Here is an 11,419-nt window from a genome sequence, read left to right as displayed (position 1 = left end):
CTCACCGCGGTGCTCCTGCACCATCCGCACGGCGCGCTCGCGGACTTCAGGGGAAAACTTGTTTGACTTGTTCATGGCTCCATTCTCTTCAAGGTTGGAGCCTCCTCAAAAACCGGGGCGGTTCAGACAAGAGATCGTTCCACTGTCGCTGCGCAATGCCATCCATTCCTTCGTGCTCGCCTGCGCGGCCCGCGAGCTGCGAGGCCAAGGCGGCGAGCACAGCTCCATGCTGATCCACGTCACGCGATACGTGGCGGTGCAGGACCATGTGCGCGAGCAAGTCGAAGAGACCGTCCGCCGCATGCGGCAGAGGATCACCCGAAACGAAGATGCCGATGAGTTGCTCGCTCAATTGCGCAAGCTCTGGGACGAGGACTTCGTCTCAACGCGCGACACGGTGTTCGCGCTCTCGCCAACCGAGGAACGTCCTCCCGCGCTGCCCGCTTGGGATGACCTCGTCGCGAAGCTGCCCTATGTCTTGGGCGACATCGTCGTGCGGTCGATCAACGGCACGGCCAAGGACGCCCTGGATTACGCGACGCCGGGCGCCGCGCTCAAAGTCATCGCCGTGGGCGGCGACAAGCTCGCGCGGGGCCTGACCCTCGAAGGCCTCTGCACAAGCTACTTCGTCCGCACGACGAAGATGTATGACACGCTGATGCAGATGGGCCGCTGGTTCGGATACCGGCCTGGCTACCTTGACCTCTGCCGCCTCTACACCTCGACGGATTTGGTCAGGTGGTTCGGCCACATCGCCGACGCCTCCGAGGAGCTGCGCGAAGAGTTCGACTTCATGGCGAAGGCTAATCTCACGCCGGAGCAATACGGCTTGAAGGTCATGTCGCACGAAATCCTCACGGTCACTTCGCCCTTGAAGATGCGCAACGCGCAGACGCTGTCGCTGACTTACAGCGGCACTCATCCGCAGACCATCCTCTTCCACCGGTACGCCAAAATCCAAAAGGCGAACCTCGATGCGACCGATGCCTTGATCGCCTCTTTGGGGATGAAGTTCGTGGACGCGCCGAAGTATCCGCGTGATGGCGAAGCAGAATCGTGGCCCGGCGCCCGCTTGTGGCAAGACGTGGATGCGCCCAAGGTGCTTGCGTTCTTAGGGGCCTATGAGACCCACCCCAACGCTGATCGAGCCAAGGCTGCGGTCCTTGCCGATTTCATCTCGAAGATGATCGACATCGAAAAATTGAAGCAGTGGAGCGTGGCTCTCTTGACCGGCGGCGACGGAGTTGGCGAAACACATGTCTTCCCAGGCGACTTCGAAGTCAATTCCTTCCAAACCCGAAAGACTGAAGACCCCGACCCGCCAGACATCAAAGACTTGGCGATGTTCGCCATCGGCGTGCTGACCGATCCCAAGGACGAGGGCATTGACCTTGATGACGACGTTTGGCGAGATGCGCTGGCGCGCACCCGCGCGGCGTGGAAGCCCGATCCCGCTCGCAACAGAGTCAACCTGCCATCCGCCCCCAGCGGCAAGGGCATCCGTGAGTCGCGCGACAGGCTTGGAGGCGAGGCCGATCGCGGCTTGCTGCTGCTTTACACCCTTGCCCCCTACTACAAGGGCAAGGCCAAGCTCCCTGAAAACCTCATCGTGCCGGACTGGGACAAGCCCATCATGGCGTTCGCCATCGCCTTCCCCTCTTGCGAGAACGGCGTCCAGGTTGAATACGAAGTCAACCTCCTTTATTGGAAGCAGGAATATGGCCCGGCCGAGTAACGAATTTTTGATGGCCTGGTCGTCGCTCACGAGCTCCGACACCGAGCCAGGATGGCAAGCCATTTCGCTGCCCTCTGCTGGCCCGCTTCAAGTGCGCGCGGGCCGGCGATCGCCTGACAACGCCGAAGCCTTGCTGGTGGGCTTCCCCACCGCGCGGCTGGCCGCCGCAGACAAGCTCCCCGAGGGACAGGGCTTCGCGGTCGAACGCGCCGACCCCGAGGGTAATGGCAGGCTTTGGCTTGCCCTGACCCGGAAGTCCGCTGGCAGCGCGGAGCTCTTCGCCGCCATGGCGTGCGATGTCGTCGGCGCCCTCGACGACGCCGTGGCCGCCAGCGTCGATGAAGCCAAGCTCCTGCGAGTCCTCACGGGCCGCGTGGGGGCTTGGCAGGAATTCATGCGCAAGGGCACGCAGGCGCTGAGCCCCGAGGCTGAAATCGGCTTGATTGGCGAACTCACGCTGCTGCGGGCCATCATCGACGCGGGCGTCCCTTCGGCGCAGGCCATCGAATCTTGGGTCGGCCCCCTGGATGGCATTCAGGACTTCGAGCTCGGCACGGGCGCCTTGGAGGTCAAGGCCACGCTGTCATCGGCGGGCTTCCCCGCCAAGATCGGCTCGCTCGAGCAACTTGACGACTCGACGCGCCAGCCCCTCTTCGTGGCCGGCGCTCGGCTGCGGCAAACCGATAGCGGGCAGAACCTGCCGGCGATCGTCGAGGCGATGCGGTTGACGATCAAGGGCGATGCGGAAGCCGAGCGGCTCCTGGCTGAGCGGCTGCTCGCTGCCGGCTACGTTGATTCGCATGCCGATCGCTATCCACGGCGGTTTGAGCAGGCTGGAACCCGAGTCGTCCAAGTCGCCGACGGCTTCCCCCGGCTGACTTCGGGCACCGTGCCAGCGGGCATCATGAGGGCCATGTATGAAATCGACCTCGACAAAGCGCCGGGAGAGAACATCGGCGCCGAGGCCGCGCTAAAAAAACTGGGAGCGATCTAAGAATGAATTTGCCTGAATTCCTACGCGAGACGCAGGCCGCCGTCCGCTCGCAAATGCGAGATGGCGCGCTTTATGAAGAGCTGGTGTTCACCGGCATCGTGATGGAGCACATGTCTGAAATCGGCATGACCTTCGAACCTGTCGAATGCCACTCCGGCCCCATCAAGGTCGGCAACGCGAATTTGCGCCTGAGCGGCTATTCACTGTCCGAAGAAGGCGACCAACTGGACCTCTTTGTCAGCCTGTATGACAACGTGGATGTCCCGACCCCTGTCCCGGACGCCGAGACTTTGATCGCCGCAGAGCAGTGCCTGCGATTCTTGAAGTTTTGCGCAGAGGGCAAGATGGCTCAGAAGCTCGATCCGTCCAGCGACTTGCGCTCGCTGGCCGAGACTCTGCAGGCCATTTACAACGACCTGGAACAAGTCCGGGTCTATGTCCTGACCGACCGCGTGGCGAAGTCGAAGAGCTTCAAGACCAAGGAAATCGGCGGCAAGGCCGTGCGCGTCGAAGTCATGGACATCGAGCGGCTGCATCGTCATTGGTCCGAGGGCAAGCCGCGCGATGAGCTGGTGGTCGATTTCACCGAAGTGTCCGGCGCGCCCCTTCCCTGCGTCTTCGTGCCAGGAGAGAACGACGACTACGACTATGCGCTGACGGCCATTCCCGCCGAGGCTCTGCGCCTGCTTTATGAGAAGTTCGGCGGCCGATTGCTTGAAGCCAACGTCCGATCCTTTTTGAGCGTCAAAGGCAAGGGTGTCAACGCCGGCATCCAAAACACGCTGCGCTCCGCGCCAGAGCGATTCATGGCCTACAACAACGGCATCGTGATCGTGGCCGACGAAATGCGCTTGGGCAGGCCAGGAGACGGCTCCGCCGGCATCGCTTGGCTCAAGGGCCTGCAAATCGTCAATGGAGGCCAGACCACCGCCTCGATCTACTTCGCCAAGAAGAAGTATCCCGACACCGATCTGAGCCGCGTCCGCGTGCCGGCCAAGATCATCGTCATGCGCGCCCAGGACTCGGCCAAGGAAGAAGCGCTCGTCTCGGACATCTCGCGCTTCGCCAACAGCCAGAACGCCGTGCGGCAATCGGACCTGTCGGCCAACAAACCATTCCACGTCGAGATCGAGAAGCTCTCGCGCTCTGTCTATTGCCCCGATGGCGTCGGCCAGTGGTTCTACGAGCGCGCCTCCGGCAGCTACAACACGCTTCTGGCCCGCGAAGGCACCACGCCCGCCAAGCTCAGGGTGTTGAAGGAGGCGATCCCCACGGGCCGCCGCATCACCAAGACCGACCTGGCCAAATACATCACCGCGTGGGACCGCAAGCCCGACATCGTCAGCCTCGGCTCGCAAAAGAACTTTGACAAGTTCATGGCGACGCTCACGCCGGCCGAAGGACAAGAAGCGCCGTTGCCGACCGTCGCCGACTTCAAGGCCATGATCGCAAAGGCCAAGATATACCGAGATGCGCAGAAGCTCTTGCGTCCGATGTTCCAAGCCTTCCAAGCGAACGTCACGGCCTATACCGTGTCGCTGGTGGCGGAGAAGCTCGGCGACCGCATAGACCTTGATCGGATTTGGACTAGGCAGGCGGCCTCGCCCGAGCTGCTAGCGCAGATCGCCGTGTGGGCTAAGGAGGTCAACGACGTGCTGCACTCCTCGTCTGGCGGCAAGATGGTCTCCGAGTGGGCCAAGCGGCCGGAATGCAAGGAAGCCGTGATGGGCGCGAGCTACTCGGCCCCGGCGACCAACATCCCGGAAGTGAAGTAGGCCGGCCAGCGCGGGGCTCGGCCAGCGACACCTCAAGACAAAACCCATGGTTGATGTCGTTTCCCCCGCCGACCGCAGCCGGATGATGGCCAGCATCAAGGGCAAGAACTCGCAGCCCGAGCTCCTTGTCCGCCGGTTGCTGTTCGCCTCGGGCTACCGATTTCGGCTGCATCGGCGCGATCTGCCTGGCACCCCTGACATCGTCATGGCCGGCCGCAAAGTCGCCATCTTTGTCCACGGCTGCTTCTGGCACATGCACCAAGGATGCCGATACGCCAAGATGCCTGCCACTCGCCCCGACTTCTGGAAAGCAAAGTTCGAGGCCAACGTGGAGCGCGACCGCCGCGCTGTCGAGCGTCTGCGAGCGTTGGGTTGGCGGGTGCTGTGCATTTGGGAATGCTCGACGCGAGACGCCGAGGCTTCCGCCGGCCTGCAAGGCGCCATGGGCTCATGGATTGATGGCGGGGAGCGGCTTGGCGAGATCGGCACCCCATCACCAAGCTGAGCCATGGCCGACTCAAACGCCCAAGCCCTGCGAGACCTAGCCGAGACCCACCTGGCGGAGGTTCACAAGCGACTTCCCCCCGACCGCCTAGACCGATTCGTCCTGTTCATCGAAGTGGTTCGCGCAATGGACTACTGGGGGACGCATGCCCCGGCTCTTATAGGCGACAGGGAGAAAGTCTCGCAATCGTTCGACCTCATGTATTGGGGGTGGAACAGGGCTGTCGCCGAACTCTTTGAGCCCTTAGAGCAGCCTGGCGCCTTCCCCATGATGGAGAGCACCCAAGAATCGCGTGGATTCGCCGCTGGAATCATGCAAGAGTTCGGCAAGGTGTCGCTGCTGCGCCGCCTTGCCGACATGAGCGAGCGGGGCATCATGGAGATCGTCCGGGATGGCGACGAATTCCAAATTCGCATGGGCGAGGACGCGCGAGCGCAGTTCGCCGATGCCACGGAGATGGACCGCCTCAAGGCCGCAGAAGCGCGAGTGCCTTCGTCGAGCCCCGGCTGGACGATGGCGTCGATGCGCGACGTCTTCCGTTTTCCCGGCATGCCCGGCAACTACTTGGCCTTGGCCGATGCGCCGGTCAAGCGTTGGCTCAGGCCAGACATCGAGGAGCTCATCAAGCCGCTCGTGCGACCATGGGACACCGGATACGGCTTCATGGTGGCCTACGACGCCCGAATTGAGGTGGACAAGCACTACATGGCCGAAGCGCTGGCCCTGGCGACTTCTTGGCGCGAGGATTCAGGCATTCACGCCGACGCAAAGCTGGGGTCCATCAAAGGTGCCGACATCGCAGGCGTGAGCGCCGCGTTAATCAGCCTTCACGCCAAGCACTTTGGTTGCGTGTCGGTAGCGAAGAAGCTGTTTGACCAAGTGTCGGTCGCCCAGAGCCTGACCATCTGGGGGCCAAGAGCCGCGTTGGAAGAGTCGATCTCCGTAATGAGCGGGCGGTCCGAGCCTTTGGTCCATGCCGCATTCAATGCGCTGGCGATGACATCGGAGCAGGCAAAAAAGCTGGCTGACCACTCGACGCCCCTGATCCCCTTGCTCTTCGACCTAGGCAACGGCTTGATTTTGCGGCCGGTGTCGTGCCTGACCCGAAACCCGTTCACCGCAGTGAGAACCCAACATCAGTGGCTCGACCCACGCACTGAACACGCCGTCGCGGCTGACCGCGAGGATTGGATGCGGGAACAGCTCTACGGCATGTTCGGCGGTAAGCGATACATCCGCTTCCCCGGCAACCTCAAATTACGCCGAGGCGGCGTGGTCCTGACAGACATTGACGCGATCATCTACGACCGTATCACTGGCGATGTTGGGCTCTTCCAGTTGAAGTGGCAGGACTACTCCACCAACGACGTGCGCCAGCTCCAAAGCAAGGCCGCGAACCTTTCCGCCGAGTTGGTGGACTGGTCGGGCAAGGTCAAGTTGTGGATCGAGGAGAACGGCATCTCCGCTCTCGACAAATCGCTCCGGCTCAAGCAGAAGCGGCGCGAGGCCGTCAGGGGTGTCCTGCTCTTCGCCATTTCGAGGTCATCTGTCCGCACGCAAGGCTACGGGGTCAAGACCGAGGCGCCTGATTTGGCGATGGCAGTCTGGCCGCAGTTTGTTCGCGCCCGCATGGAAATCGGCCCTTCCGCTTGGTCCATGCGAGACGTTCACGCGCGGCTGCTCGAAGAGCACGGGCAGGTGCCTGACGTCCAGCCGATGCCAGCGTCTATGCGAGTGGCCGGAGCCACGCTTCACATCTACGATTTTTGGAATCGGACTAATCAAACCGAGGCCAAGGCAGGCGGCGATGCCTTGGGGCCGCATGGCAGCGCGCTATAACGGGCCATCCCCCTCAAACCCTGCCACCATGATCCCCACCATTGAAACACTCGCCCTCGAATTCAGCCAAGCGCTTCATGCCTATTTGACGCCGGAGCAAATGCAGGAGGTCGCACTGCGCAACAGCAGCGAGACGATTTCCGGCATTTGTCACTCGCACGACTTCTGCGACGCGAACATGTTCCTGCACGAGGTTTTCATGAAATACGGCATGGATGTGGCCGACGAAGGCGGCATGGAGCTATACGGCCACTTGTGGGACCAAGCTTGGAATCTGGCCAAGTCGCAGGGATTTCGAATCGCGGATTAACTCTGTGCCCTTCCGGCCCCGGATTCACACGCGCGGCGAAGACATGAAATTGAAGATGATCTGACCGATCTGCTTGGCTAGCAGTGGAGGGACCGCGTTGCCGATCTGTCCATATTGCTCGGTGCGATTTCCCTCGAAGAAGTAGTTGTCGGGGAAGGTCTGCAAGCGGGCGGCCTCGCGCACAGTCAGGCTGCGGCACTGCGCAGGGTCGGGGTGGATGTAGTAGTGCCCATCCTTCTTGATGTGGGCCACCACCGTGGACGAAGGAAACTTGCCCAACTGCACGCGGAAGCGGTCCTTGAATGGGATCGTCTCTTCATCCACGTTTATGTGGGCCGGCAACAGCTTGGGCGGAAAGTTGTGCAGGTCGGGCGCATATTTTTGAGTGGCCGCAAAGCAGGAGGAAAACAAGTATCGATGCAGGTCCGACCGCATGTGGCTGCGAGTCTCGTGCTGGAGGACGCCCCCGACCTTCGGGTCCAGATACCAGTCCCGAAGGTCCTTGGGCATAGCCTCCCCCGGATCGACAACCATGGGGATGAACGTCGAACCAGAGGTCGCGTGCTTCTCGGCGCGCTTGGTGAACTTCTCCATCGCGGCCTCGATGACATTGCGCAATGGAACGCGCCACCCTTTGAGCGTTTGAGGCGCCTCGCGCAAAGCCTTCATCCAAGCCTCCTGCGAGTCAGGCTCCTTGGATAGGCGGCTGCGCAGCGGCGGCAAGCCCGCCAAGGCGGCGCTCACGCCAACCTTCTTCTTCATCTTCGCAAGCAGGAAGCTGTTTGGGTTTGCTTCAAGCGCAGTGGTCGCCTCGGCCACGTCCGAACGAATGCCGAAGAGGATCACTCGGTGCCTGCTTTGCGGGACGCCATGGTCATCGGCCTCGATCACGTAATCTTTGGGATCGAGCTCGTCCTTGTTGACCACCAGAGATCTGACCACATAGCTCAGGTCCTCGCGTGGCGCCTTCAGGTCGGCGAGGATGCGCTCGAAGATATGCTTTCCGGCATTCTTGGAATTGAGCATCCCCTTGACGTTCTCCATCACGAAGACGGCTGGGGCGAACTCCTGGATGATCCGCAGGTATTCGGTGTAGAGGAAGTGCTTGGCGTCGGCCTCGAACTTTTTCGGGTCTTTGCTGCGCAGCCTCGACCGGCCGGCCAGCGAGTAGGCTTGGCAAGGCGGTCCTCCGATGAGAACCCAATCGGTCTCATCGCCAAGCGCCTCTCGAATCCATGCATCGATTTCCGCATGTGGGGTAAGTCCGAGCTCCGCGCATCTGGCTTCCTTGGCGGCGTGTTCGGCGGCATCCTTGATGTCCGTGTGGGCCAAGAACGCCTCGCGGGTGATCTTGCCATGGATGTATTCGTAATAACAGGCGGGAACCTTGCCCTTGGGGAACTTGCGGAAGATCGCCCGCAGCAGCAGTGTCCTGTGGGCGACGGGGTCCTTCTCCACGGACACTTTTACGGCGAAACGGCGCGCGCCGGTTTCGTCAAAAATGGACGAAAAACCTTCGCAAAGCCCCCCCGGTCCGGCGAACAAGTCGATCACCGGAATCTCACTGCGCCGCGTCATTGAATCTTTTTTCTCGTTTTCAGACCTGAAAGCATCGGAAGCGCCCGATGGGGCGCCAAGCAAGGGCCCGGCAGGGACAGGCCGGGCTCCATTTTGGCAACCTTTGATTTTAGCCAGCTCCATAGGGGGCGCACCCAGGGCAGATGCTGACACGCACAGTGTGCGCAATCACCGCCGAAGGCTCAATTCCGGCGTCCTCTCATATTCCTCAATCCATTCCTTGTGTGGCTCCAGCGCCGTCTGACGCTACAAGCCCAGCATGTATTCGCAGATATGGTCGGCCTGGCTGACCGAATCGAAGAAGCTCCGAATATCCGCGTCGAGAATCCAGTTCACCGGGGTGCCGCTGATCGCCACCGACAGTGCATCAAGCGCATCGTGCTGGTTCCGTCCGGGCCGGAACCCATACGAGAACCCGAGGAAGTCTTCCTCGTAGATGGCGTTGAGCACCGCGACGAGCGCGCGCTGGACGATCTTGTCTTCCAGCGCGGCGATACCCAGCGGCCGCTGCTTGTCAGTGCCAGGCTTGGGTATGAACCGTCGCCTGACGGGCAGCGCCCGATATCCGCCGCTATGAACCCGTGCATGCAGGTCGAGGAGGTTGCCCTCCAGACCCATCTCGTAGTTCTCCCATGTCACACCATCGACCCCGGGAGCGGCACGGCGCTTGAGCGCCAGGAACGATTCCCTCAGCAGGTCAACGGTGACGTGGTGCAGCAGCGAAGTGAACTTCTCCTTCTTCCGCTGCCTGGCAGCGTTCCGTACACGGTCCAGCCCCTGTGACACGCTATCGCGGCTCTGCGTCCGTCGCGTGCGCGGTTGTTCCGTGTTCCCCTTGGTCCCGGTCCTTGGCTCCGCCCACTCCGCCTCCGGTTGCCCGGCCTTGTTCGCAGGTTTCACAGCTACTACGACCGAGTCTGACTTCTCGGGTCCGTTCATCATTGGCTTCGGCTCCTCGCCTTCCCAATGCGGGCCAGCCCGTACAGCGACTGGTCAAACCCGAGATCTCCCGGTTCCCGTGCAAAGAGCGTGCGCATATGCCAGTGTCTTCGACCACGCCAGGTCGTTCGGGCGCTCGCGATCGCGCGCTCGGACGTGTTGCTTTCCGCCTTGTCGACAGCGTCAGCACCCAGAGGAAAGATATTTCCGAGGCTCAATGGCTGGCCTATGCGCTCCCCTACCGACGCTTCGCCGACGTCCTCGCGGGCGCCTGCGCACGGCTCGGGGCCGATGTGGTTCGCTATTCCTTCATCGCAGTGGACTTGCACCACCTACTCCTTGCCGGTCTCCCGGCGCACCGACAATGTCACCTTGGACATGTTCCCAAATCAAATGAGAGGTCATTTTGTCTTTGCGAAGATAGCGATTAACCGCGTCATGACTCAAGTCCTTGGAATGCTCGGCATAATGGGTTATCGTAAAGTTGACGTGGCTTGAAAGCAGGAATTGGCAATAATCTAGGCGAGTTGGCATCAACGAATTTCACGCAGAAATGAATATACAGCATTATCTAATGCAATGCCATAAATATCAAGATAAATTCGCCAATTTAACGCCTTCAATGAAAATAAATAACCAGTCTAGTTCCGTATTCAGCTATTGGCTTGTGTAAGTCCTAATAGGAAAAGATGTGCAGTTCATCACCGGCGGCCCCGACATTCCGGATGCTCTTTTGCAGGCGCATGAGGAGGGACGCGTGGTGTTCTTTTGCGGCGCGGGTATTTCGTATCCCGCAGGCCTGCCGGATTTCAAGGGGCTGGTAGAACAAATCTACCGACTAAATGGCACGGAGCCCTCGGACATTGAGCATGAGCCCTTGGGCCGTAAGCAGTTCGACGCCACGCTCGGCCTGCTCGAGCGGCGTTTGCCGGGGCAGCGTCTGGCTGTTCGCCGTGCGCTAGCGCAGGCACTCAAACCTAAATTACGCCGCAAGGGTGCCACCGATACGCAGGCAGCGCTATTGCGGCTGGCGCGCAGCCGCGAGGGCGCGCTGCGGCTGGTCACCACTAACTTCGACCGCGTGTTTCATTCAGCGGCCAAGCGCACAGGCCAAGCGTTTCAGGCGTACGCCGCGCCGATGTTGCCGATCCCGAAAAATAGTCGCTGGGACGGGCTGGTATACCTGCATGGCCTGATACCCGACAAAACGGATGACACGGCCCTGAACCGGCTGGTGGTCACGAGCGGCGATTTTGGTCTTGCCTACCTCACCGAACGCTGGGCAGCCCGCTTCGTGAGCGAGCTGTTCCGCAACTACGTCGTCTGCTTCGTGGGTTACAGCATTGACGATCCGGTGCTGCGCTACATGATGGATGCGCTGGCCGCAGACCGGATGCTGGGCGAAGTTACTCCGCAGGCTTGGGCTCTGGGCGACTGCGCGCCAGGGCAGCAACACCGCAAGACCATCGAGTGGGAAGCCAAGGGCGTCACGCCCATCCTCTACGAGGTACCCGCCGGCAGCCACGACCATGCGGCGCTGCACAAGACTTTGCACGCTTGGGCAGAGACCTACCGCGACGGCACACTGGGAAAGGAGCGCATCGTCTTCAGTAATGCCCTGGCAAGGCCATCGGCGAGTACACAGCAAGACGACTTTGTCGGCCGGATGTTGTGGGCCTTGTCGGATAAGTCGGGACTGCCGGCCAAACACTTTGCTGACTTCAACCCCGTCCCGTCACTGGAC

General features: G+C 61.2%; 9 protein-coding genes. 7 read left to right on the top strand and 2 right to left on the bottom strand.

The genetic code is table 11. The features are described from left to right. Positions 1–58 precede the first annotated feature (58 nt). The 6 genes from ACYCUK_RS21215 to ACYCUK_RS21190 all read left to right on the top strand — a co-directional run bounded on the left by ACYCUK_RS21215 (position 59) and on the right by ACYCUK_RS21190 (position 7,158). Positions 59–1,735, top strand: coding sequence for a Z1 domain-containing protein (locus tag ACYCUK_RS21215; RefSeq protein WP_461596620.1), 1,677 nt, complete (start codon positions 59–61; stop codon positions 1,733–1,735). Positions 1,736–1,745: 10 nt separating this feature from the next. Next, complete coding sequence (locus ACYCUK_RS21210; RefSeq protein WP_461596619.1) at positions 1,746–2,729, top strand: PD-(D/E)XK motif protein; 984 nt, start codon at positions 1,746–1,748, stop codon at positions 2,727–2,729. Between the two features lie 83 nt (positions 2,730–2,812). Then, positions 2,813–4,504 carry an AIPR family protein gene (locus tag ACYCUK_RS21205; protein ID WP_461596618.1) on the top strand — a complete coding sequence of 564 codons (1,692 nt, stop codon included), beginning with the start codon at positions 2,813–2,815 and terminating at the stop codon, positions 4,502–4,504. A gap of 46 nt (positions 4,505–4,550) precedes the next feature. Continuing rightward, positions 4,551–5,009, top strand: coding sequence for a very short patch repair endonuclease (locus ACYCUK_RS21200; RefSeq protein ID WP_461596617.1), 459 nt, complete (start codon positions 4,551–4,553; stop codon positions 5,007–5,009). 267 nt (positions 5,010–5,276) lie between these two features. After that, positions 5,277–6,848, top strand: coding sequence for a hypothetical protein (locus ACYCUK_RS21195; RefSeq protein ID WP_461596616.1), 1,572 nt, complete (start codon positions 5,277–5,279; stop codon positions 6,846–6,848). Positions 6,849–6,876: 28 nt separating this feature from the next. Beyond that, a complete protein-coding gene (locus ACYCUK_RS21190; protein WP_461596615.1) occupies positions 6,877–7,158 on the top strand; it encodes a hypothetical protein in 282 nt (93 codons plus the stop codon). A gap of 24 nt (positions 7,159–7,182) precedes the next feature. Here the strand turns inward: ACYCUK_RS21190 and ACYCUK_RS21185 are convergent, their stop codons facing one another. Together ACYCUK_RS21185 and ACYCUK_RS21180 are read right to left on the bottom strand one after the other, a co-directional pair. Beyond that, positions 7,183–8,799 (bottom strand): DNA cytosine methyltransferase, encoded by a 1,617-nt coding sequence (locus ACYCUK_RS21185; protein ID WP_461596614.1) that lies wholly within the window; start codon positions 8,797–8,799, stop codon positions 7,183–7,185. Positions 8,800–8,982: 183 nt separating this feature from the next. After that, the gene (locus ACYCUK_RS21180; protein ID WP_461596613.1) at positions 8,983–9,678 is read right to left on the bottom strand and encodes a reverse transcriptase domain-containing protein; all 696 of its coding nucleotides are present in this window, start codon (positions 9,676–9,678) and stop codon (positions 8,983–8,985) included. A 688-nt stretch (positions 9,679–10,366) separates the two neighbouring features. Between ACYCUK_RS21180 and ACYCUK_RS21175 the strand changes: the two genes are divergently transcribed. Beyond that, positions 10,367–11,419 (top strand): SIR2 family protein (locus ACYCUK_RS21175; RefSeq protein ID WP_461596612.1); only part of this gene is annotated, 1,053 nt, incomplete at its 3' end.

The organism is Thiomonas sp. (genome assembly GCF_054608695.1).
Note: the sequence above shows the minus strand (reverse complement) of the source record. Positions and strands in the feature narration are given on the sequence as shown.

What these genes read in the sequence shown, in the direction of transcription:
- ACYCUK_RS21180 (WP_461596613.1), bottom strand. Translation starts at nt 9,678, where the DNA reads ATGATGAACGGACCCGAGAAGTCAGACTCGGTCGTAGTAGCTGTGAAA.
- ACYCUK_RS21190 (WP_461596615.1), top strand. Translation starts at nt 6,877, where the DNA reads ATGATCCCCACCATTGAAACACTCGCCCTCGAATTCAGCCAAGCGCTT.
- ACYCUK_RS21195 (WP_461596616.1), top strand. Translation starts at nt 5,277, where the DNA reads ATGATGGAGAGCACCCAAGAATCGCGTGGATTCGCCGCTGGAATCATG.
- ACYCUK_RS21210 (WP_461596619.1), top strand. Translation starts at nt 1,746, where the DNA reads ATGGCCTGGTCGTCGCTCACGAGCTCCGACACCGAGCCAGGATGGCAA.
- ACYCUK_RS21200 (WP_461596617.1), top strand. Translation starts at nt 4,551, where the DNA reads ATGGTTGATGTCGTTTCCCCCGCCGACCGCAGCCGGATGATGGCCAGC.